19 protein-coding genes are annotated in these 24,412 nt (G+C 45.2%); 3 read left to right on the forward strand and 16 right to left on the reverse strand.

What is annotated here, in order from left to right:
• Positions 1 to 28: 28 nt before the first annotated feature.
• Together ACHEVO_RS07215 and ACHEVO_RS07220 are read right to left on the reverse strand one after the other, a co-directional pair.
• Positions 29 to 970, reverse strand: a complete 942-nt coding sequence (locus ACHEVO_RS07215; RefSeq protein WP_394124453.1) for a hypothetical protein — start codon at positions 968 to 970, stop codon at positions 29 to 31.
• A gap of 51 nt (positions 971 to 1,021) precedes the next feature.
• Positions 1,022 to 1,825, reverse strand: a complete 804-nt coding sequence (locus ACHEVO_RS07220; RefSeq protein WP_379544928.1) for a sulfite exporter TauE/SafE family protein — start codon at positions 1,823 to 1,825, stop codon at positions 1,022 to 1,024.
• A 175-nt stretch (positions 1,826 to 2,000) separates the two neighbouring features.
• On the opposite strand from ACHEVO_RS07220, the gene ACHEVO_RS07225 reads away from it, so the two are divergent.
• Together ACHEVO_RS07225 and ACHEVO_RS07230 are read left to right on the forward strand one after the other, a co-directional pair.
• Entirely contained in the window at positions 2,001 to 2,990 is a 990-nt protein-coding gene (locus ACHEVO_RS07225; protein WP_394124454.1) for a biotin--[acetyl-CoA-carboxylase] ligase, read from the forward strand.
• Between the two features lie 59 nt (positions 2,991 to 3,049).
• Complete coding sequence (locus ACHEVO_RS07230) at positions 3,050 to 3,778, forward strand: pantothenate kinase (RefSeq protein WP_201570291.1); 729 nt, start codon at positions 3,050 to 3,052, stop codon at positions 3,776 to 3,778.
• A gap of 134 nt (positions 3,779 to 3,912) precedes the next feature.
• Here the strand turns inward: ACHEVO_RS07230 and ACHEVO_RS07235 are convergent, their stop codons facing one another.
• The 11 genes from ACHEVO_RS07235 to ACHEVO_RS07285 all read right to left on the reverse strand — a co-directional run bounded on the left by ACHEVO_RS07235 (position 3,913) and on the right by ACHEVO_RS07285 (position 18,201).
• Positions 3,913 to 5,100: an isovaleryl-CoA dehydrogenase gene (locus ACHEVO_RS07235; RefSeq protein WP_191114701.1), complete on the reverse strand. Its 1,188-nt coding sequence runs from the start codon at positions 5,098 to 5,100 to the stop codon at positions 3,913 to 3,915.
• Between the two features lie 196 nt (positions 5,101 to 5,296).
• Positions 5,297 to 6,217, reverse strand: a complete 921-nt coding sequence (locus ACHEVO_RS07240; RefSeq protein ID WP_394124455.1) for a hydroxymethylglutaryl-CoA lyase — start codon at positions 6,215 to 6,217, stop codon at positions 5,297 to 5,299.
• A gap of 45 nt (positions 6,218 to 6,262) precedes the next feature.
• Positions 6,263 to 8,359 carry an acetyl/propionyl/methylcrotonyl-CoA carboxylase subunit alpha gene (locus tag ACHEVO_RS07245; RefSeq protein WP_394124456.1) on the reverse strand — a complete coding sequence of 699 codons (2,097 nt, stop codon included), beginning with the start codon at positions 8,357 to 8,359 and terminating at the stop codon, positions 6,263 to 6,265.
• 77 nt (positions 8,360 to 8,436) lie between these two features.
• Positions 8,437 to 9,243, reverse strand: coding sequence for an enoyl-CoA hydratase/isomerase family protein (locus tag ACHEVO_RS07250; RefSeq protein ID WP_394124457.1), 807 nt, complete (start codon positions 9,241 to 9,243; stop codon positions 8,437 to 8,439).
• Positions 9,244 to 9,321: 78 nt separating this feature from the next.
• The gene (locus tag ACHEVO_RS07255; RefSeq protein ID WP_394124458.1) at positions 9,322 to 10,932 is read right to left on the reverse strand and encodes a carboxyl transferase domain-containing protein; all 1,611 of its coding nucleotides are present in this window, start codon (positions 10,930 to 10,932) and stop codon (positions 9,322 to 9,324) included.
• A 239-nt stretch (positions 10,933 to 11,171) separates the two neighbouring features.
• Entirely contained in the window at positions 11,172 to 12,947 is a 1,776-nt protein-coding gene (locus ACHEVO_RS07260; protein ID WP_394124459.1) for an AMP-binding protein, read from the reverse strand.
• Positions 12,948 to 13,317: 370 nt separating this feature from the next.
• Positions 13,318 to 14,556 carry an FAD-dependent oxidoreductase gene (locus ACHEVO_RS07265; RefSeq protein ID WP_394124460.1) on the reverse strand — a complete coding sequence of 413 codons (1,239 nt, stop codon included), beginning with the start codon at positions 14,554 to 14,556 and terminating at the stop codon, positions 13,318 to 13,320.
• Positions 14,557 to 14,800: 244 nt separating this feature from the next.
• Positions 14,801 to 15,532, reverse strand: a complete 732-nt coding sequence (locus tag ACHEVO_RS07270) for an amino acid ABC transporter ATP-binding protein (protein WP_057762314.1) — start codon at positions 15,530 to 15,532, stop codon at positions 14,801 to 14,803.
• Between the two features lie 185 nt (positions 15,533 to 15,717).
• On the reverse strand, positions 15,718 to 16,386 hold the full coding sequence (locus tag ACHEVO_RS07275) for an ABC transporter permease subunit (RefSeq protein ID WP_101205580.1): 669 nt from the start codon (positions 16,384 to 16,386) through the stop codon (positions 15,718 to 15,720).
• A complete protein-coding gene (locus ACHEVO_RS07280; protein ID WP_057758328.1) occupies positions 16,383 to 17,129 on the reverse strand; it encodes an amino acid ABC transporter permease in 747 nt (248 codons plus the stop codon). Before ACHEVO_RS07280 ends, ACHEVO_RS07275 begins: the two co-directional genes overlap by 4 nt.
• Positions 17,130 to 17,226: 97 nt before the next feature.
• Positions 17,227 to 18,201, reverse strand: a complete 975-nt coding sequence (locus ACHEVO_RS07285; RefSeq protein WP_180958124.1) for a glutamate/aspartate ABC transporter substrate-binding protein — start codon at positions 18,199 to 18,201, stop codon at positions 17,227 to 17,229.
• 376 nt (positions 18,202 to 18,577) lie between these two features.
• Between ACHEVO_RS07285 and hslO the strand changes: the two genes are divergently transcribed.
• A complete protein-coding gene (gene hslO, locus ACHEVO_RS07290) occupies positions 18,578 to 19,558 on the forward strand; it encodes an Hsp33 family molecular chaperone HslO (protein ID WP_394124461.1) in 981 nt (326 codons plus the stop codon).
• A gap of 112 nt (positions 19,559 to 19,670) precedes the next feature.
• On the opposite strand, the gene ACHEVO_RS07295 is transcribed toward hslO, so the two are convergent.
• From ACHEVO_RS07295 to ACHEVO_RS07305, 3 genes are all read right to left on the reverse strand, one after another.
• Positions 19,671 to 20,333 carry a hypothetical protein gene (locus ACHEVO_RS07295; RefSeq protein WP_394124462.1) on the reverse strand — a complete coding sequence of 221 codons (663 nt, stop codon included), beginning with the start codon at positions 20,331 to 20,333 and terminating at the stop codon, positions 19,671 to 19,673.
• Between the two features lie 48 nt (positions 20,334 to 20,381).
• Positions 20,382 to 21,875: an alpha/beta fold hydrolase gene (locus ACHEVO_RS07300; RefSeq protein WP_394124463.1), complete on the reverse strand. Its 1,494-nt coding sequence runs from the start codon at positions 21,873 to 21,875 to the stop codon at positions 20,382 to 20,384.
• A gap of 236 nt (positions 21,876 to 22,111) precedes the next feature.
• Positions 22,112 to 24,328 (reverse strand): PhoX family protein, encoded by a 2,217-nt coding sequence (locus ACHEVO_RS07305; RefSeq protein ID WP_394124464.1) that lies wholly within the window; start codon positions 24,326 to 24,328, stop codon positions 22,112 to 22,114.
• Positions 24,329 to 24,412: the final 84 nt, after the last annotated feature.

A 24,412-nucleotide genomic window follows, 5' to 3' on the forward strand; every position in this document is an offset into this window, starting at 1 on the left:
TACCTGAAATTGTAGTGGGTTTTTAGGGTTAAACTGCTAAGTGCATAAACGATTTTGATTCAAGGCTTTGATGGAACCCTCGTAACAGTTTTTGCTCCACTTGGCAGACGCTATTTTCTGCTAAGTAGCGATTATTAAACTCGATAAAGGCTGACCAAGAGATACTTGCCACTTCTAAATGATCGACTATGTCTAACAGCTCTGGTCTTAGCAAATGCTGATACTTCCTTGGCCGTTTATGACACAGAGCCAGCTCCCTATTTACGAGCGTTTGCTTGTTTTGCTTTAGCGCATCACCACCGATAAATAACAGCAAAAACTTTGCCCCTTTATCGATAAAGCCTTTTTCTAATAAATGCTCGTACATCAAACAATACTTTAGGATTGGGTCTGGGTTTTTCCGACCAACGAGTTTTAACTCATTGGCTATCAGCACATTCGCCTGATGGTTATAGGCTAGGTTGTCCATATACATTGCTTTTAGCTCTGTACTGTTTTCAAACATGCCGCTGTTGCCATGTGTCGACCATGAGCCGCTTGTCTCAAAGGCTATAAATTGCTGATAAAATAAGTTCAGATAAACATCACTGCACAAACTCAAAAAGATATCGAACTCTTTATTGAGATAGTCTTCAGAAAAAAACGTTACGCGGCGCACGGCTTCTCTCGCATTACAGATACCCATCGTCTGCGTTGAATACGTCTCTAGCTGCTCAGTTTCATTCATTTTTGTATTGAGCTTTTTGATGACTGATTGCTCAATCTCTTCTATATTTCTGTCCTTTAACTCTGGGTGAGCCGCCCATTCAATGATTTGGCGTACGTATTGCTTTTTAGTGATGCCTAAAATACGCTGCGGCTCCCATGCCAAAAACTCTACCATATTAGAGAGACCAGTCGTCCATGATAGCTGGTCTTTTAGATGATTCATTGAGCCGAAAACACGGCGGTATTTTTCTGCAGCTTTCATACTAATAATGTCTCACGGTTTGCTTACTAATTTTATAAAAACTCATTATTGCTATAAAACACCCAATCCACTCAATAACAACTGTCCTCCAGCAAATATCAATAATACGCCAAATGCGCGCTTAAGCATCAGCGCAGGTAAGATATGAGCGAGCTTGGCGCCCACTTTTGCCATTGCAAAACTGGCGACTGAAATAAACAAGAATCCTGTGACATGGACAAATCCTATTGTGCCCTCAGGTAGGTTGACCACGTCTTGACCGAACCAAGCAAAGCCTGCTGCTCCAGCCAAGGCAATTGGTAGACCGCATGCTGCTGACGTGCCGACCGATTGTTTCATCGGAAGCCCTGCCCAGTTCAAAAACGGTACGGTCAAGCTGCCGCCGCCAATGCCAAAAATAGAGGACGCCATACCAATGCCAGTACCTGCACCAAACTGGACACCGGCCGATGGTAACGGTTTGCCCACCTGCTCTTTATTCGAAAAGAACAGCATTTTTAGAGCGACCAATAGCGCACCGAAACCAATGATAGCCTGTAGTGCTTGTCCATCAATCATATCCGCGATACCCGCACCGACCAAACTACCGATGACCAATCCAAGCGCCATCTTGCGCCATACTTCCCAGCGCACGCCGCCGCGCTTGTTATGTGCAGTCAGTGAGCTGATTGAAGTTACAACGATGGTCGCCAATGACGTACCAATGGCCAGATGGGTGATTACTTCTGGCGAAAAATCATATGCGGTAAAAATCCAGACCAATGCGGGCACGATAATCATGCCACCGCCGACGCCAAACAAGCCCGCGCTGACACCCGCAAACGCGCCTGCAATCACAAACCACACATATAACATCATAGAACGAACCTTTTATAATACTGACTGGCGCTATAGTACTCACTAGCGCTTAGGCGTGCTTAATTGTATTTGCCAAATCTCAGCGCGACCTTTATGCTGTTTACTCGGTACTGTCTGACCGCAACAATCGCTCAGTATATCAAAGTTTCCTTTAACCACATCGACTAAACTTATGCCGCCACTCACTAGTTTTTCTACCTATTTATCCGAGCTCAATCATCGTCATGTGGCTAGTAGCGCCTCGACCAATAGTGAGCTGATAGAAGCCTTGCAAAACGGGGCGTTAGATGTCGCCACCGTACACGTTTTGACCGCGGAAACCCAAAGCGCAGGTCGTGGTCAGCACGGACGCTCGTGGCAATCACCGTGCGGCAATGTCTATCTGTCGCTATACCATCCCGTGCATATGCCAATCAGTGGCTTGCTATCGCTAATCATTGGTCTTGAGCTGGCGAAGATGCCCGTCATTCAAATGTTGAACGAGCAACTGCAAGCACAAGGACTGACGCCAATTGGGGTGAAATGGGCAAATGACTTGGGTTTTTATCCGCAAGCTCAGAGCCAATCTAAAGAACAATCCAAAGAACAATCTATAACGGGCAGCTCGGTATTGGATTCCGTATTGAATAGTGATGTAGCAAATCAGCGTACCCTACCCTTTAATAAACTGGCTGGAATTTTGATAGAGCCAGTGACGAAATCTGGTAGGTTGGTCGGTGTGGTGCTAGGCATTGGCCTAAATGTACAAGCAGCACCCAAGCTCACCACGCAAACGTCTGAGGGTATGAGCTACCAAGCGATTAGCTTACAAGACATTAATGAGATGCTATCTTTAGAGACACAACCTGCGAGCCTACCAGACCTACCAATGCTCTATCAGCAGATGTGCAAAGCATTGATGGCGGCGATGACGCGCTTTGAGCATTTGGGCATAGAACAGCCAACGGGTCATACTTATTATTTGGATAGTTTTTTGGAGCAATTTGCGATGATGGATGCGCTATCAGGTCTACATTTGCGCGTCACGCAAGACTATAATAACGAAGAAAAAGTCGTGACGGGAATCGCTTGCGGTGTCGACACACATGGCTGTTTGCAATTGCGCCAAGATAGCGGTAAGATTTCTACGCTTTTTACTGGACGCATCGACGTTATTTATTAGGCTTAGACAACTATATTGATGAACCCCATCATAAACGAGCACTATATAAAGGGATTTTTATGCTCTGGCTTGATCTTGGAAATACCCGCCTAAAATACTGGCTAACCGATGATATCGGACAAATAGTCGCGCATGATGCCAAGCAGCATTTGCAAGCACCTGCCGAACTACTTATGGGTCTGACGGATCGCTTTGAGCGTTACGCGCCTGACTTTATTGGTATCTCATCAGTATTAGGCGACAATCTCAATGCCAAAGTATCAGAGACACTCAGTCGTTTGAATATTCCGTTTGAGTTTGTCCATGTCGATGCCGCACATACTCTGATGAAAAGTGCTTACAATGATCAGCAGCTCGGCTGTGATCGTTGGCTACAGATGCTGGGCGCGGTCGATAAGAAAAAACGCCAGTGTGTGATTGGTTGTGGTACAGCGGTGACCATTGATTTGATTGATCATGCTGAGCATCTGGGCGGTTATATTTTCCCCAGCATCTACCTGCAACGTGAGTCACTGTTCTCTGGTACTAAGCAAATCACTATCTCGAACGGTACTTTTGATAGCGTCAGCCAAGGCTTAACCACTCAAGACGCGGTCCATCGCGGTATTTTGCTTTCTATCGTCGGCGCGATCAATGAGATTAGCCATCGTCACCCTAATTTTGAATTGATTATGACAGGTGGTGATGCAGCTATTATCTCCCAGCATGTCAATCGCCCAGTGCGCTTACGTGATGATTTGCTCTTGAACGGTTTGGCAAGATATTTTGATTATCGTAATAAGTCATAATCCATCATAGATAACTCAACATCACACTGTCACACTGACAAAAAAAGCAGCACGTTTAAAGCGTGCTGCTTTTTTGATAGGTGCTTTTCTCTTTTATAAGATCAGAGCTGTACTAGCTATTTCCCTAATATTTTTTATTTGGTCTCATTAAACAGCTCACGACCGACCAGCATACGACGAATCTCGCTAGTACCTGCGCCAATCTCATATAGCTTGGCATCACGCCAGTAGCGACCAAGTGGATACTCATTGGTGTAGCCGTTGCCGCCAAATATTTGAATGCCCTCGCCTGCCATCCATGTGGCTTTTTCGGCACACCATAAAATCACACTGGCGCAATCTTTACGCACTTCTCGACTATGACCAGCACCGCGCGCGTCCAACATATCGAGGTTTTTCCCGACAGTGTATAAGAAGCTACGACCGGCTTGTAGTATCGTATACATGTCCGCAACTTTACCTTGAATAAGCTGGAATTCACCGATCGCTTGACCAAACTGTTTACGATCGTGGATATAAGGCACAACATTGTCCATCACTGCTTGCATGATACCAATAGGACCTGCAGCCAATACAGCGCGCTCATAATCTAGGCCACTCATCAATACCTTAACGCCTTCATTAAGACCACCCAAGATATTTTCACTTGGTACTTTTACATTATTAAAAGTCATCTCGCCAGTATGGCTACCGCGCATGCCGAGCTTGTCTAGCTTTTGCGCTGTACCAAAACCTTCCATACCTTTTTCAACGATAAAGGCCGTCATGCCTTTTGCACCCATCTCAGGATTGGTCTTGGCATAGACCACCATTACGTCAGCATCAGGGCCATTGGTAATCCACATCTTGCTACCATTTAAAATATAGCTACCGTCTTTTTCTTCTGCTTTTAGCTTCATACTTACGACGTCTGAGCCAGCGCCTGTCTCACTCATTGCCAATGCACCGATGAATTCACCGTTGATGAGCTTTGGCAGATATTTCTGCTTTTGTGCCTCAGAGCCGTTACGTTTGATTTGGTTAATACATAGATTAGAATGTGCGCCATAGCTCAGTGCTACCGATGCCGAAGCACGGCTAATCTCTTCCATCGCAACCATATGTGCGACGTAGCCCATGTTAGAGCCGCCGTACTCTTCAGGAACGGTAATGCCATGTAGACCGAGGTCACCCATTTTTTGCCATAGATCCATTGGGAATTCATCACTGCTATCAATCTCAGCAGCACGTGGAGCGATCTCGTTTGCTGCAAATTGCTGTACGACATCACGTAGGGCGTCAATATCTTCGCCAAGTTGAAAATTCAATCCAGGTAAACTCATAACCATTCCTTGTATTTTAATATTTAGTTTTCGAATTTTGATCTGTTTTTTAAAGCCATATTATTTTCGATGTCATCTTTGATGTCATAGTCCATTCAATGTGAAAGTATGACAAGGTAACCGAGTGTAGATGTATATCAAATACTTCAAACGAGGTTAACGCTGTCATACCTTCATAGTGAATTGACTATACTATTTAAGACTGACGTTTATTGATTAGAGCACGTGCCACATTTGAGCCATTCGGACGCTTTAAGAACTCGCTGATACGTTCGCCCGCCACGACTAATTTATCCAAATCGATACCCGTGCTGATACCCATACCATGCAGCATATATACTACATCTTCGGTCGCGACATTGCCCGTTGCGCCTTTGGCATAAGGACAACCGCCAAGACCAGCGACGGAAGTATCAAATTCACTGACACCCATTTGTAGTGCGGCTAGCGTATTGCTCAGTGCTTGACCATAAGTATCATGAAAGTGCCCTGATAACATAGAAATATCAGCATACTCCAATGCAGCTTGCAACGCTCGTTGTACTTTGAGCGGCGTACCTACACCGATCGTATCGGCAATGCCAATCTGCTCTGAACCGATCTCAATCAATCGCTTGGTGACATACGCTACTTGACTGGGGTCAATCTCACCTTCATAAGGACAGCCAACCGTACAAGAAATCACACCACGTACCTTTATGCCTTGTGCTTTTGCTGCCGCAGCCACTGGTGCAAAACGTTCAATACTTTCATCGATACTACAGTTGATGTTCTTTTGACTAAAGGTTTCACTCGCTGAGCCAAAGATAACGATCTCATCAGGACGATATGCGATGGCATTCTCAAAGCCGCGCATATTAGGTACTAATACTGAGTAGCAAATGTCTGTCTGACGCGTAGGTGCTAATGCATCGAGCAACGCGCTGTTATCGCCCATCTGTGGCACCCACTTTGGCGAGACAAAACTGGTCGCTTCCAGCTTTTTGACACCCGCCGCGATTAAATCATTAATGAGCGTTTGCTTAACCTCAGTCGGCACAGTCATGGACTCATTTTGTAGTCCATCACGCGGGCTGACATCGACGATGGTGACATGGCTTGGATACGAATGGCTCATACTTGTCATCCTTTTTGTTATTTGGCTGTTAATTATCAGCCTTTATTAACCTTCAGCATCAATGCGCAATAGCTCATCACCATCAGCGACCAAATCACCTGCTGCAAATAATAGCTCTGCTACCACACCATCCGTCGGTGCAGTAATGGTATGCTCAATTTTCATGGCTTCAATGACTGCTAACGGCTCGCCTTTTTTCACAGTATCGCCAACAGCTACTTTGAATGCAACCACTTGCCCTGGCATTGGCGACTTCAAGCTACCAACCGCTGCTGTGTCTTCACCCACATGTGCCATCATATCAATAAGCGTAATTTCATCACGTCCACTATCTGTGAATACGTAGACTGTCTCGTTATTTACCCAGCTTTGGGCACTGATACGTGCACCTTCTAACCATAAGGTATGATTGTGCGCGTCACTGCTATCATAGCTGACCTGACCTTCATAAACCGTTTCGGTCTGAGCCGCTACATTGATATTGCTATCGTCCTGCGTATTCGCGATTTCTTGACCAATGACAAGCGTAAAACTACTGAGATTATCGCTGCCTTTTTTGCTATCAGCACAACTCGCATTATGCCAATTACTGATGCGAGCGCTATAAGCCTGCTCATTATAAACCAAGCTAAATGAACGAGTATAATCGCTATAAGCACGGAAACCCGTTGGCTTGCTAAATGGATCTGAGCCCTGCGTGGTCGCTTCGCTCGCAAGCTGCTGGGCAATAGCAGTCACCACAAGCGTCGATAATCCAAGCGGATGCTGATCAAAAAGCTTATCCTGCTCACGCTCTATCAATGCCGTATCAAGATTGGCTTTGCTAAATGAATCGGTATTTAAAATATAACGCAAAAATGCCACGTTGTTTGGCAGACCAACGATACGAGTCTGTGCCAATGCACGGTCTAGTCTCGCCAACGCTTGCTCGCGCGTAGGAGCATGGACGATAAGTTTGGCAATCATAGAGTCGTAAAAAGGACTGATCACATCACCCTCACGTACGCCATCATCGATACGCACATTGGTAATGTTAAAGGTACTATGCTCAGGCTTTTGATAAGTGAATAAAGTTCCTGTCGCTGGCAAAAAATTATTGTCAGGGTTTTCAGCACAGATACGCGCTTCAATTGCATGACCGTTGATAGCCAGATCGTCTTGCGTTTTTGGCAATGGCTGACCTGCCGCCACCAACAGTTGCCACTCGACCAAATCGACACCAGTAATCGCTTCACTGACTGGATGCTCGACTTGCAAGCGCGTGTTCATTTCCATGAAATAAAAATTCATAGAGTTTTCACGCTGCTCAACGATGAATTCAACCGTACCTGCACCCACGTAATCGACCGCACGTGCTGCTTCAATTGCCGCTGTGCCCATCGCTTCACGCATGGCAGTATCGACACCGGGCGCTGGCGCTTCTTCTAGTACTTTTTGATGGCGACGCTGTACAGAGCAATCACGCTCAAACAGATGCACATAATTGCCATGCGTATCACCGAATACTTGGATTTCGATATGACGTGGTTTTAGCGCATACTTTTCGACCAATACTTGATCATTGCCAAAACTGGTAATCGCTTCACGGCGACATGAGTCTAACAGGTCAATAAAATCGCTGCTTTTTTCAACGATACGCATGCCTTTACCGCCGCCACCTGCACTCGCTTTAATCAAGACAGGATAGCCAATACTATCGGCCTGCTGCTGCAAAAACTGTGCGTCTTGATTGTCACCATGATAGCCCGGTATCAGCGGCACACCAGCTGACTCCATCAAGCGCTTGGACTCAGACTTGCCGCCCATAGCACGGATAGCATCTGCCGATGGGCCAATAAATACCAAGCCAGCATTTTGGCAAGCTTGCGCAAAGTCTGCATTTTCGCTTAAAAACCCATACCCTGGATGGATTGCTTGGGCGCCAGTATCAAGCGCTATCGCAATAATAGCATCGCCTTTTAGATAACTGTCTTTTGGTGCCGAGCCGCCTAAATAGATAGCTTCATCACAGACAGCCACATGTTTGGCCTCACGATCCGCATCAGAATAAACAGCAACGGTACTGACGCCAAGACGCTTAGCAGTCGCGGCCACTCGGCAAGCAATTTCACCACGGTTGGCGATTAGAATTTTAGAAAACATAACTATCCCTGTGTCTTGTCGTTATTATTTGACGTCTTGTCTATTTGCTCATTTGCCTATCATTGTTCTACTACTAGTTAGTCTGCCATTAGCCAATCAGGTTTACGCTTTTGCAAAAACGCTTGTACACCCTCTTTACCTTGTGTTGATGAGCGGATATCAGCGATACCTTTGACCGTGTCAGCAATAAGCTCATCTGTAATAGGTGCACCAGCGACATCGTGTAATAGCTGTTTGCAGGTTTTTACCGCGTCAGGGCTATTTTTGACGACCTTATTACAGAACGCAGCCACTTCATCGCTTAGCCCTTCTTCGCTAACACGCTCATGGATAAAACCAAGCTGACGTGCCTTTTTGGCATCAAACACTTCAGCACTTAAGAAATAACGCTGCGACGCTCTAGCGCCTAGCGCTCGGATAACATAAGGACTGATAGTGGCAGGGGCTAAGCCCAAACGCACTTCGCTGAGGCAGAAATTAGCAATTTTGACCGCGATAGCCACATCGCAAGCAGCGACCAGACCCATACCACCTGCATATACATCGCCTTGAATAGCCGCAATTGTTGGCTTAGGACATTCATAAATAGTCTTAAGCATTTGCGCCAATTTATCAGCATCCGCTAGATTCTCTTCATAGCTATAATCCGCCATGGCACGCATCCAATTAAGGTCAGCGCCTGCACAGAATGCCTTGCCAGCAGCCGCTAGCACAATAACACGTACCTCATCATCAGCACCAAGCGTACTGAATGCATCGGTTAGCTCAGCAATCATTTCATCGTTAAAGGCATTACGTATTTCAGGACGATTTAACGTCACTGTTGCCACGTGCTGCTCAACGTTAACCAGTAGGCTTTTATAATTATTTATATTTTGTTGCATTGTCTTCTCTTTTTTTAGTCACTATCTACTATCTTTACTAATGATATTTATTGAGTATCGTTAAATATTAAAAACTGGTTACATTCTAAAGACACCAAATGTCGTCTCTTCAATCGGCGCGTTATATGCAGCGCTTAGTCCTAACGCCAATACATTGCGCGTATCAGCAGGATCAATTACGCCGTCATCCCACATACGTGCAGTGGCATAATACGGATGTCCTTGCTCTTCATACATTTCACGAATCGGTGCTTTAAATGCGGCTTCGTCTTCGTCGCTCCACGCTTCACCTTTGCGATCAAAGTTATCACGCTTGACCGTTGCCAGTACCGAGGCGGCTTGCTCGCCGCCCATGACAGAGATACGCGCATTTGGCCACATCCATAAGAAACGCGGGCTATAAGCGCGGCCACACATACCGTAATTACCAGCGCCGAACGAGCCACCGACGATAACGGTGAACTTTGGCACTTTTGCATTGGCCACTGCCATTACCATTTTGGCGCCATGACGAGCGATACCTTCGTTCTCGTATTTGCGGCCAACCATAAAGCCAGTAATGTTCTGTAGGAATACTAATGGGATTTTGCGCTTACAGCATAGCTCGATGAAGTGCGTACCTTTTTGCGCTGACTCACTGAACAAGATACCGTTATTGGCAATAATACCAACAGGCATCCCTTCGATATGAGCAAATCCACAGACCAGCGTCGTACCAAAGCGTGCTTTAAACTCATCAAAGGCACTGTCATCAACGATACGCGCGATGATTTCTCTGATATCAAACGGCTTGCGCTTGTCCGTTGGAATCACACCATAGAGTTCTTTGGCATCGTAACGTGGCGGACGCGGTGTGATTTGATTAGGAATATTTTTTACAGGGCGATTTAGATGGCTAACGATATTACGGGCAATCGATAGTGCGTGCGTATCATTCTGCGCTAGATGATCGACCACGCCCGAAAGTCGGGTATGTACATCACCGCCGCCCAAGTCTTCTGCGGTAACCTCTTCACCCGTTGCTGCTTTGACTAGTGGTGGACCACCCAAAAAGATAGTGCCTTGCTCTTTGACGATAATAGATTCATCGCTCATGGCAGGCACATAGGCACCGCCAGCCGTACAGCTGCCCATAACCACAGCAATCTGTGGAATGCCTGCCGCACTCAGATTTGCTTGATTAAAAAAGATACGACCGAAATGCTCTTTATCAGGGAATACATCATCTTGGTTCGGTAAGTTTGCGCCACCTGAATCAACCAGATAAACGCACGGCAAATGGTTTTCTTGCGCGATTTCTTGGGCACGTAGATGCTTTTTGACCGTCATTGGGTAGTACGTGCCGCCTTTTACCGTGGCATCATTACAGACAATCATACACTCGATGCCATTGATACGGCCAATACCAGCAATCACGCCAGCCGCCGGAATCTCTTCGCCATACATATCATGTGCAGCCATCGGTGCCACTTCTAGGAACGGCGTGCCTACATCCAATAAACGCTCGACGCGCTCACGTGGTAACAGCTTACCACGCGCTAGATGCTTGGCTCGTGCGCGCGCTGAGCCACCTTGGGCAACTTTACGCAAGTGTACATACAGGTCATCGACTATCTCTTGCATCGCGGCACTGTTTTGCTGAAAATCGCTTGAGTTTGGACTCAGTTTACTGGTTATGATAGCGCTCATGATATCCCTTTTTTCTTATACATAGATAGATACGTAGATGTGAGTAGCTTTTTATATAAATCATACTAACTGCTATTTTTAAGCGTTGCTCACATATAGTCGATTCAATTTAAAAGTAGTACAAGGCAACCGAGTGCAGAGGTATGTGTGATACTTCAAGCGAGGTTAACGCTGTAATACTTTTATAGTGAAATGAATATGGTTAGTCTCTTATTTTTTAGAGCAGATAAGTAAGCTTACTACAAACCCAACTCTTCTTTCATTTGCTCAATGATTTTATATTTTTGAATTTTTCCAGTGATGGTCATTGGATATTCAGTCACGAAGCGATAGTAAGTCGGCACTTTATAATGAGCGATATGCTCGCTACAGAACTCGCGTACTTCCTGTTCAGTTAAGCAGCCAGGCTCTTTCGGAATAATCCACGCTGCGAGCACTTCACCATAACGCTCATCTGGTATACCCACGATTTGTACATCACGAATCTTTGGATGACGATAGAGGTAATTTTCAATTTCTACTGGATAGATATTTTCGCCGCCGCGAATCACCATATCTTTACTACGGCCGACGATTTTTACGTAGCCGTCTTCATCCATTGTGGCCAAGTCACCCGTATGCATCCAACCATCTTGGATCGCCTCACGCGTTTTAAAGCGGCTACCCCAATAGCCTTTCATCACTGAATAGCCTCGTGTAAGCAACTCACCTGTCTCACCCAGCGGGACAATTCCACCTGTTTCTGTATCGACGACTTTGACCTCAAGTGCAGGCTGTACCAGTCCTACCGTCGAGACCTGTTTATCAAGTGGCGTGTGCTCATTGGTCTGGCAAGATACTGGACTGGTCTCTGTCATACCATAAGCAATAGTGACTTCGCTCATATGCATCTTATCGATGACACGGCGCATGACCTCAATCGGACAGCTAGAGCCAGCCATGATGCCAGTACGTAAGGTAGACAAATCAAAGTTTTCAAATTCAGGATGGTCAAGCTCTGCGATAAACATCGTTGGCACGCCGTGCAGACCTGTACACTTTTCTTCTTCGACTGCTTGTAATACGGTTAACGGCTCAAAGCCGTCGTTTGGATATATGATACAACCGCCATGCGTGAGAATCGCTAGATTACCAAGCACCATACCAAAGCAATGGTACAGAGGTACTGGAATACACAGTCTGTCCTCTTCAGTGAGGTTCATGGCTTCACCGATAAAGTAGCCATTATTTAAGATATTACGATGGCTTAAGGTTGCACCTTTTGGTGTACCTGTCGTACCACTGGTGAACTGTACATTGATAGCATCAGTGTTTTTAAGCTGGGCTTGACGTTCGGCAACACGCGGATCGTTGGCATCGCCCTCGCTCATCCACGCAGAGAACTTTTGCATAAAGCCGAATGTCTCGTCCGACTCTGGCTCATCAATCCAGATGATACGTTCAATCGTCGGAATCTCGACCAAATCAAGCTGAGTGTAGTCTTTGTGGTAAATCTCAGGACATAGCTCACGGATTAAACTTGCGTAATCACTGGTTTTGAAATGACGCATAAGCACGAGCGCTGAGCAGCCCAGTTTATTTAAGGCATATTGCAACTCAAAAGTACGGTAGGCAGGATTGATATTAACGAGGATAACGCCGACTTTTGCCGTGGCCAATTGCATGAGCAACCATTCAGCATTGTTGTGTGACCAGATACCGATACGATCGCCAATCTCTAGTCCCATTTCGATCATACTACTGGCTAGCTGGTTGACTTGCTGCTGTAGCTCACGATATGTCCAGCGGATATTTTGATGGCGAACGACCAGTGCTTCGCGCTCAGGATATTTAGAAACAATAGCATCAAAAAAGTCACCGATTGTCGCTTCAATCAGCGGTACATCAGGACCTTTATCATAGCTTTGAGTAAGTGGTGCATTGGCTGAGCGTGCGCCCATATTGATACTAGGAATATTGTTTAAAATAGTGTCGAAGTCAACGCGAGTCGAATCGAAATCAGGAGTTTGAGTCATAACGAGTCCTTTCGTTTTACTTTTTATATTATTTATAAATAGCACTTATTAATAGCCTGCGTGCAAACCTTCTTCCTTGGGCAGGTCTTACATAGCATTCAGCTACTATAACGCCATCAATGAAAGCCTGTCAACAATATCAATACAGTATGTATCATTTAATTAGACAACCTGCTTTTCTATTTATTAAAAGGTAGCATAGAATCATGGCAAATATTTGACACAAAAAAGCCAGCCACATTATAAATAATGGGCTGGCTCAATCATCGGTACTGTCTTTTCACAGAATTGTCTGGAAAACATCTAATAAAGGAAATCACTTATAAATGATGTACTTTTATTAGTTTTTCAAAAAACGGTATTGCAATCGTTATGCTTTAGGAACTGCAGGCGCTTTAATCGTTACCGTTGCGCTAACAACTTCATTATCATTGAGCAAATCCATGATTAGCTCATCATCGCTTTCAGTCTTTACTTGCCAGTTGCCCGCTGCTTGCGGTACGCCCGTCACCATCACAGAGATGGCTTTGTTCTTCAGGCGAATCATTGGCGGCTTATGATCATAGCCACTATGCTCGTGTCCTAAGATATCATCAGCGATGGTCGCAGCCTGCGCGCGTAATGGCGCAACGTAACGACAAGCAACCCCATTGATAGACATACAGTCGCCGATGGCATAGATATTCGCTGCATTGGTACGCAACGTCGCTGCATCCACCACGATACCTGTACGGCGATCGAATTCCACACCAGCCGCCGCAGGTAAGTGCTCATCGACCGTCAGACCTGTACTGGCAATCACATGATCTACAATCAGTGGTTCGAGCGACTGAGTATCAGTATTGTCTGTATCCGATGATAACGGTGCATAGTCTACTCGCAGCTTATCGTTATCACTTTTATCGCCAACACGAGTAACATTAGATACTTGATAACCACCTAAGAATTGAATGCCCTGCGACTCGATCGCTTTGGCGATACGTGCGGTCGCTTTGGCTGGTAGCATCTGTGAAAGCGGTGCATCGTTTAAATCAATAAGCGTTACTTTATGACCAGCTTTAAGTAGGTCTTCTGCGATTTCTGTACCCACCATACCAGCACCGACGATCGCAACATGCTGGCTACCTGTTGCTAGCTTTTCTTGTAGCTGACTAAAACGCTCAATGTGATTGACATGCCAGACCAAATCTTGCGGCAGACTTTTAGGGAAGATAGGATGCGCGCCCATCGCTAGCACCATTTTCTCATAGCCAATAGTAGTCAGCGCATCATCTGACTGTGCAGTAGAGGACACCTGTACAGTTTGGCTCACTGGATCAATATCTGTCACTTGTGTATTGGCTAACAACGTCACTTCTGCTGTGTTCGCCGCTTCGCTACCAGATGCCCGTACCAAATCTGATGCTCGTTTGTTTTGGCTGATTGCCATCGTCAACATCGGCTTATGATAACGGTCGCCACTATCAGCCGTGATTAATGTGATTGGAATCTCTGTGTCTTTGGCACGAATGGCATCAATGACATGCCAGCCTGCCAGTCCTGCACCAATAATAACGACACCTTTTTTTGCTACTGTATTCGATACTACAGATAGGTTTTCTACGCTCATACAAACTCCAATATGGTTTATGAATTATTTTAATTATCAAAAATATTGACCGCTATTGTATCAGTAAACAGCCATTCACTCACCTGTCTAACAATGTAATCATGCACGTCAGTATCCAATCTTACATAAGCGCTTAAACTCAATCTATAAATCGACTCCCATAAAAAAAGCGCCTACTAATGAGACACTTCATTATGAAAAGAAATCGTTATTCTAAAGATTTCTTTAAACGAGGGCGATAATTTTAATGATTTAAAATCTTCGATAAAAACATCTGCGCACGGTCACTTTTCGCGCCTTCAAAAAACTCATCTTTACTACAGTTTTCTACGATATGTCCTTCATCCATAAAGATAATACGATTGGCTACCTGACTGGCAAAGCCCATCTCATGCGTCACGCACATCATGGTCATACCATCGCGAGTCAGCTCGACCATTACGTCTAGCACTTCTTGAATCATCTCAGGATCAAGCGCAGAGGTTGGCTCATCAAACAGCATTGCGACGGGATCCATGGCCAACGCTCGTGCAATTGCAACGCGCTGCTGCTGACCACCAGAGAGTTCTGCTGGATATTTCGCCGCTTGTACCGTCAGACCAACACGGTCCAGATAGGCCATCGCTTTTTGTTTGGCCTCAGACTCTTTACGACCCAACACTTTGATTTGTGCCACGGTCAAATTATCAATAATAGTCAAATGTGGAAACAATTCAAAATGCTGAAACACCATGCCGACACGGCTGCGTAACTTAGGTAGATTAGTCTTTGGATCACCGACAGAGATGCCATTGACCATGATGTCACCTTTTTGAAAAGGCTCAAGTCCATTAACTGTCTTAATCAAAGTTGATTTACCACTGCCCGATGGACCACAAACAACAACGACATCACCTTTATGTACATGCGCCGTACAGTCAGTCAGTACTTGAAAGTCTCCATACCACTTACTGACATTAGATATTTCAATGACCATCTCATCACTAGCATGACCACTATTGGTAACCAGCCCGCCAAAGGCATTTAAGTACGTATCAGCATTGCTCATCACTGGCTCCTAACCACATTATTTTCGATAATCATTATTTAAAAAAGGTAAATCAAACACTTAAGCTCTCAACACTCAACAGCGCAAGCGATAGATGTATTAAAATAGCTATACTAAAACCGCAAACGCTTTTGTAATTGTTGCACACCAATAGAAGCACTTAAGCTAATCACAAAATAGACAGCACCAGCACCTAAGATATAAGGCGTGAGTAAGCCCATTAGCTCACCGCGAACGTAGGCTGCGCGGAAAAAGTCGGTCAAACCAATGGCAAATACCAGTGTTGTATCTTGGAATAAAATAATACATTGCTGCAAAATCAGTGGCAGCATCTTACGAAAGGCTTGTGGCAAGATGACCAGACGCATGGTCTGCCCATAAGTCATACCGAGCGCTTTTGCCGCATTGACCTGCCCGCTACCAATCGATTGAATACCAGCACGTACTACTTCTGAGAAGTAAGCCGCCTCAAACATCATAAATGCGACCACACAAGAGGCAAACGCAGCATCGAGCTGCAGGTACTTACCCGCTACCCAAAGATAAATCATCGGTACGGCAAAATAAAACCATAGCAGTACCAATAGCAACGGCACGGAGCGAAAGTAATTGACGTATAGTTTGGCTGGAATCTCAAGCGCTTTGATACCTGACAAGCGCATCAACGCCAGTACAGTTCCTAAACTGATACCGCCCAAAATAGCCAAAAATAGCACTTTTAAAGTGGTAAGCATGCCACCCATCAAACCAGGATAGGCTGTTGCCAATTCGGTCATATTCATTTCTGACCTCCCGCAATAAGCCCAGGCACACGCAATTTACGTTCAATCAATCCCATGATAGCAATTAAGGATAGATTGAAAACCAAGTAAATAATCGTCGCGTAAGTATATATCTCGATACTATTTTGAGTATATTCGCTGATGGTTTTGGTTTGGCTAATCAGCTCCATTACCCCCACTAGCGAGGCCACAGAGGCGTTTTTAAAGCAGTTCGTTAGCTCAGAGCTGAGCGGTGGCAAGATAATACGAAATGCCTGCGGTAGCAGTACTTCTTTATAGACTTGTGGAATACTAAACCCTAACGCGTAGGCTGCGTTAATCTGTCCATCTGGTAATGACTCAATACCCGTCCGTACCTGTTCAACGATACGAGCAGCGGTAAATAGGCCAAGACCGATACTGGCTGATAACATGGCTGAGGTATTCGGAGACAAGTCCTTATACCACCATTCTTGTATCGTCGGCGTGAGCCAGCCAGGGGCGATATAAAACCAAAAGAACAGTTGAACAAGCAGTGGAATATTACGAAAAAATGTCACATAAGCCGTACCGATTGCACGAGCGGTCTTGTTGGGCAAGGTGCGCATGATACCGAAGATGGTACCAACGACCATCGCGATGGCCCAAGCGATACTGCCAATTAATAGCAGCCAGCCAAGACCAGTGATCATCCAATGGATATAGAGCTCGTTGCCAATACCAGTCTGCTCAAAGAGCACACCCCAGTTCCAGCTATAATTCATGGTTGTCTCTCCGAGCAACGATTGATAAGCCTATACGTCAAATAAAATTACTGGTTATCTGAACGTATAGGCAAGCTATGTTGAGGGACAATGAGCGTTACTGCGCTGCTGCTTCTTTAGGCTGAGCGCTGTCATGCGGATTGGCAATCAATGCCTTTAAGTTATCTGACATCTCAAAGTTTAGATTGACGTTCTTTGGTGGGATTGGGTTCAGGAACCACTTGTCATAAATGCTATTGATTTCGCCTGAACTAAACACATTAGCAAGTGCTTCATCGACCACAGCTTTGAATTCAGGATCATCTTTGCGCATCATACAACCATAGATTTCAAACGATTGCGGCGTACCGACGATTACCCATTCATCAGGATTTTTTGCCTTGGCTTTTTCGCCAGCAAGCAGCACATCATCCATCATAAAGGCATCAGCACGACCGTTTTCTAGCATTAGGAAGCCTTCGCCATGATCTTTTGCTGAGATGATATTGGTATCCATTTTATTATCATCGTTGTACTGACGGATATAACGCTCCGAAGTCGTGCCTGCTGTCGTTACCAGAGTTTTGCCTTTTAGGTCTTCAAAATCTTGAATACCAGAGTCTTTTTTGGTCAACAGACGCGTACCAATTTCAAAGAAGCCATTAGAGAAAGCAACTTGCTTTTGACGTTCTTCGTTATTGGTGGTTGAGCCACACTCAAAATCTACCGTGCCGTTTTGTACCAATGGGATACGAGTTTGCGAAGTGATTAGGTTATAGCGAACGTTAAGGTCTGGCATGTTTAGCTTTTGCTTAACGGCTTCAACCACTTTCATTTCCAAATCGTGCGCATAGCCAATTGGTTGGTTAGGATCATCAGCGATATAAGAGAAAGGAATAGAGGAATCACGGTGACCGACGACAATAGTGCCAGAGTCTTTGATTTTCTGTAGCGTACCGTTGGTGGTGGTTTCTGTCGTCGCTGCATCATCTGCTGGCGCATCAGTACTGGTCTGGCTGCTGTTATTACATCCCGCTAAGCCTAATGCCATAACAGCAGCTAAAGTCAACGGTTTGGAAAATGAGTATGTCATGAAATACATCCTTTTATCGCAAGATTGAGTGAGTGCTTGGACGACATAGGTCTGATTGACCAGACTGCCCCGCATCCGTACGGTTGTTGCTGTTGTTTATCACAATGCAACTTAATGTTACTGTACAACAAATTTGCAGTAGAGGGTGAATTTTTTTTGAGAGAGTACATATTTATGAATATATTTATATTCTGGCTATAAAATGTTGGCTTATAGCGGCTATCTACTCAGAGCTTTGTAAAAATAGCTGCTCTGTTTTTTAAGCTCGTTATTAACCTTTGCTTCTCATAATCGTCAAAACAGTCTACTAAGTGAGATTGATAAATCGGTAGTAATCCCCATAAAGCAAACAACTTCTCTATACTACAAATGACTTATGACTCAAGATATCCAAGTCCCAAATACGGACAGCCAAACTACTGGCAACCATGGCAGCAACGACATTCGCCAACGTTTCTTCGTTGAAGACTCACCCGTGCGCGGTGATGTGGTACGCCTATCACGCAGCTATGCGAGCACAATTGCACAAAAGCCCTACCCTGAAGCCATTAAACGCTTATTGGGTGAGATGCTGACCGCAGCGAGTTTGCTAATCAGTACGGTCAAAATTAACGGTCGCCTGTCTATTCAGTTGCAATCATCAGACAGTGACAGCTTACTAAACTGGGCGATGGCAGAATGCGATCAAGACGGTATCATTCGTGCGCTTGCTAGCTGGAAAGGCGAGACGGATCAGCAAGTACAAGCGTGGGACAATATGACCCATGCCAAAGAAGCGTTTGCTGAACTTGGCGCGATGGGACAAGGCGTATTGTTTATCAATATTCAGCCTGATGGCGGTGAGCCGTACCAAGGTATCGTTGAGCGTAGCCATGACAATCTAGCGGACTGCTTAGCACATTACCAAAAGCAATCGGCCCAGATTCCGACATTGATTAATTTGGCATCTGATGGCCTACAAGCGGGTGGTATATTAGTCCAGATGCTACCGCGTACGGCTGAAGAAACGTCTGAAGTTGAGCAAAACCAAGATGCGGGTATCGACGATGATTTATGGACACGCTTGTCTGTATTGACGCGCACGGTAAAAGCAGAAGAGCTAACAACACTGGATGCTAACGAAATACTCTATCGCTTGTATCACGAAGAAAACATCGTTGCCCCTGAGCCTGCGCCTCTATCATTTGGTTGCACTTGCTCACGCGAGAAGTGTGAAATGGCAATCGAGCAAATCGGCGAAGCAGAAGCGTTAGATATCGTCGAAGAGCAAGGTGGTACATTTGAGATGGATTGTGGATTCTGCGGTGAAGTCTATAAGTTCAATAAAGATGATGTAGCAGCGATATTTGCTGAGTAAGTTTTCTTACTTGCTATAAATCAGTGTTTATAAAAAAACCCTCAAGTATGATGCTTGAGGGTTTTTATTTGCAATTTTAAAAATATATAAATGCTTTTACGTTGATATGCCTTTAATTTTGATGCCATTTTTCCATGTAATCGATCGCCATGGTGTTGATTGCCTGCCAGTCAGCTAAATGTTTTTTTGAAAACTGAAGTCTTACATAGTTGTTGTACTCAGGATACATGTAATCCATTTGGCACATTCTATCTTGGTCTTCATCAACTGTAGGCATACAGCGAATCATAAAAGGTGAGTTTAGATCAATATTTCCTATATAGTATATAAAGGGATTATCGCCTGACCCAATATATGCTTCTAGTTCATAATTGTCTTTATCCAAATCTCTATTCTCTTCCTGCTTGATACTATCTATTCTAGTCGGTATATCAGCACCTTCAATTTTCGAGTTTTTAGCTGCCCAGTAAAACTCTATAATATTATTGTCATAATCAAAGACATTTGGATTTTTATCACTATTATTAAGGCCACGACCGCTAGGCCAAAAGAAATAACCATGACCCATATCCGTCTCAAAACTGGTATAACTACCCGTATCTGGTCTGACAATATGGTTTAAGGGAATGAGATAATTGTCACCATCTACATCTACTTCAATTTGCGCATTAGGGTCGTGTATATTTGGCTTTGCACAACTAATGACTATGAGTGCGCCACCTAATAGCAAGGACACATTTCTCAGTAGCACTTTCTGAAACGATAAAAACGTCATTGCGCAGTACACATAGCGTAGGTAACTCAAAATGATACCCACCACTCTCTACACCGCCACATCTAAGCTTCTAGGATAAGAGTGTATGCGCGGACGTCCAGCATAGTCACTTCGACCATTATCAAGTAGCCATTCAACAACCTGTTCGCGCACTCGCCTACTATGAATCAAGTTCATATGATTAACACCATAAAACACGGCTTTATGACCATCTGGCACAAACAAAGCATGCTCAGCATCATCCTCGCCTAACGCTGAAGCCACCGATACCAAGCTGTCTCCTAGCAGATCCGTCACCTTAGAATCATAATGCGTCTCAAGCAACGCACTGGCAACAAAATAGGTTTTGATACCACTTGGCAACCGTGCAGGATGACGGAAATCTTGTGGTAGTACGCTACGTCCTTCTAATGCTTTCCAATCCGCATCACGAATACTGCCATGACGCAGATCGATAATACCGGCACTGCGCATATCACCGAGCTTGGCTAGTGAGCCTGCAAACGGCAGCTTGGCAATGATGTCTTGTACATAATTACCGATACGCTCAAGCACTGCCCCATGATGCGGCGAACCTAGCGTGATGAGATTGCCCACGCGCTTGATCCAATCTAGGCGGTCTTGCTCACCATAGAACAGTGCACTGCGAGAAACCAAGCCGCCCATACTATGTCCGACCAGATCTATCTGACTGATATCTGGGTTGTCATCGACCAGCGCTTGTAGCAATTGAGAGAACTTACGGCCGCTACGAGAGATACGGCGACCTGTGTTGTAATCCAAATACAGCACCGTGGTATCAGGCTGGCTGACATGAATGGCCTCGCCTAAATCATCATCCGCTTGGGCTTGCCAGCTCAAATGACTCATGCATAGACCATGGCACAAAATAGCGATACGGCCTGACAGCACTTCATTCTGTGGTTTGCCGTCTTGAGTGTATAGCATCATCGGAATAGCGAGCGCATTTTGATTGTTGACAAGATGGTCACCCATGACACCATTGAGTACATTGACCAGTTTTTTTAGTGAGTCTGGTAGTGGCTGCACTGACTTTTGGAGAATCAGGTTTTTATATATGCGTAGTACAGACGCCAGATTATTACCGACCATTTGCATGACATGACGTATCGTGCCATAGATACGTCCAGTAAATCCGCGCGACCATTTATTTAAATGTTTGTCATTAAAGCGGCCTAGCGGACGCAAGATAACTTCACGGTGAATGGCTTCTACGATTTCTGTAATCTCAACCACACCCATGGTGGCAAGCTGAGCCAATCCTTCAAAAAAATCAGCCAAAGATACAGGTGTTTTGTTGATTTCATCACTGTCATCTGAATCTGCTAGTAGCTTAACCAGTTCATCCATATCGATGGCTTCGAGTTGGTCGATTTGCTCATATAGATGACTGTGTAGCGGTACACTCGCATCTGGGACAAAATGCGCATCGAGCTCATGATGAGTACGAGTATAGCTACTATCGTTTTGAGCGTCGCTGTCACTAACACTGTCGTTATAAAACACCTTTGAACTGCTCATAATATTTGCACATTCAGCGAGAAAAGTAATGGTCTATATTATCCTGTAACTGCAGCAAAGAGAAGTGAATGGTTTGACTTTAGAACAGGATGACGATTAGCAGAGCCAGATAGGTGATAGACGGTCTCGTTAGCCATTAAATCATTATTAAAATAAAAAATCCCAAGCCTTAACTTGGGATTTTTATGGTTGTGAGCATTTTAGTTGTTTCTATTATCCGCTTACAGCTTATCTATCTATGTCGTGCTATCAGCCGTATCAAATGACTCTGCCAATATGACATCACCATCCTCGCGAGTAATCATCACAGTCGCTGAGCGAGGAATACTACCACCAGCGACAGCGCCCCATGTATTACCGGGATGCTGAATGTTGATAAACAGCGTCTTAAAATCTGGTGCCATGGTGATACCTGTTACTTCGCATCCTTCAGGACCGACAAAGAATCGTTTGATATTGTCATTGCTAGCAGATGTACCGACTCGGGTTGACTGCCCTGCCGATGTGGTCGTCATCGATCCATCACTGACCTTGCCCGGTAGAGCCGCGAGCAACATGCAGCTACTGGTATCGGTATAAGCGCCGTCGTCTGTCTGAATCCATAAGACACCGCGCGGGTCAAAATATAGCCCATCAGGTGAAGAAAAGTCATTATTGTCATTTAATTGAGAGAGGTTTTCTGCTGATAAATCACTTGGCGCACCAAACAGATAGATATCCCATTCAAAGCTCGTTGCGGCATGGTCGCCGCCCGCTTCTGCCCAGCGAATAATGTGACCATTGTCATTACCAAGCGCTTTTCCGCTTGATTGATAGCTACGCGGATTGGAAGCTGAGACAGGCTGGTCATCACGTACGCCGCGATATTTGTTATTAGTCAATGTCACATAGACATCACCCGTCATAGGACTGACCGATACCCATTCAGGTCGATCCATTTTGGTAGCACCAGCAGCATCAGCAGCTGCACGAGCAAAGACCAATACTTCATCTTGTCCATTGAATGGCAGTACACTATTAAAAGCATCCAGTCCGTTTTGACCATGGACGAGTGCTTTCCACTCGCCGCTACCATCTTCGTTAAATACCGCCACGTATAGCGTGCCGTCATTCAGATATTTGTCACCTGCTTTTAGTCCGCCGCCGATGTCCGAGTTTGACCACATCGCTTTAGAGACAAACTTATAAATGTACTCACCTCGGGCGTCATCACCCATATAGAACACCACTGGTTTGCCTTGCTCGACAGGAGCATACGCGCAGTTTTCATGAGCGAATCGGCCCAGTGCGGTACGTTTCTGCGGTATAGAGTTTTGATCAAATGGGTCAATCTCAGTAATATAGCCGAAAGTGTTAAAACCGTATCGATAATCTTCAGCAGCACTGGCACCGACTGCGGTCATATCCCAGCGTGAGAACTCGTCTGCTATTTTGGCATCCTTTGCCTCTGGGGTATGCCATAGATACTCCCAACCTGGGAAGTCCTCCACCGCACCGTAGCGCTCGCGCGCATAGTTATCACCAGCGCTCAATTGACTGGCATCTTGTCCACGGGCAAACACACCTAAGAAGTTCTCTTCGGTAGTCAGATAAGTACCCCACGGTGACAGACCTGCGCCGCAGTTGTTATTGATACCGCGAGTCTGATAGCCTGTTGGATCAAACTTAGTCTTGACCAGAGCAGAGCCTGCCACAGGGCCAGCCAATTGTGCTGTTGTACTACTGGTAATACGGCGATTGTATTTAGAATCAGGTACCATCTCATAACCCATACCACCTGCACGGCGAGTTAACTCAACCACCGAGACGCCATGACAGTTGACTTCACGGCGGACGTCGCTCGCGAGACGACGGTTTTGAAAGATAGGCGCAGCATCGTTATCCTGAGTGACATAATAACCAAATGGGCTAAGCTCACTGCTATTAACGTATTCATGGTTCATGACTAGCAAGCTGTTTTCTGACGCTTTGGCATCGTAAGCATTACCGTTTTTGCCAAAGAACCACATCCCATCATGGTTGTCACCCATACGCCATTCAAACGACTCTGCTGATTGCTCGCGATTGTCCTTCCAATCCTCGATACCAGAGTTCAGCGGTGTACCAAGCGGTAATATCATCTCTGCCTTGTAGCCTGCTGCTACGGTCATCGTATCCGCTGTTGAATGCGCGACTGCCTCAAACTTTAAGGTATCAGGACGCTTCAAATCACCTTGTGCAGGGATAGCGGCATTATCGTCATTACCAACAATACTGTTATCGTCGTCTTCACTACAACCGACCAAAGGTAATGCGCCAAAAAACGCAGCCGCCGTCAACCCTGTGCCACCTTTTAGGATACTACGGCGGTTCAATCGACGATTGATAATCGTCTGAAAGTCAGTATTATTAGTAGGATTTGAGTCTTCAACCACTTCGTGGGCAAGCGTTCGCTCATTGTTCAATAATGTCATTATCAGTCACCTTGCTATTAGGCTAGATTGGCAGAGAGTTGGTCGCGGCTTTGTAATTACGACCACAAAAATACGAATTCCGCT

This window comes from Psychrobacter nivimaris (assembly GCF_043419765.1).
Taxonomy (GTDB): domain Bacteria; phylum Pseudomonadota; class Gammaproteobacteria; order Pseudomonadales; family Moraxellaceae; genus Psychrobacter.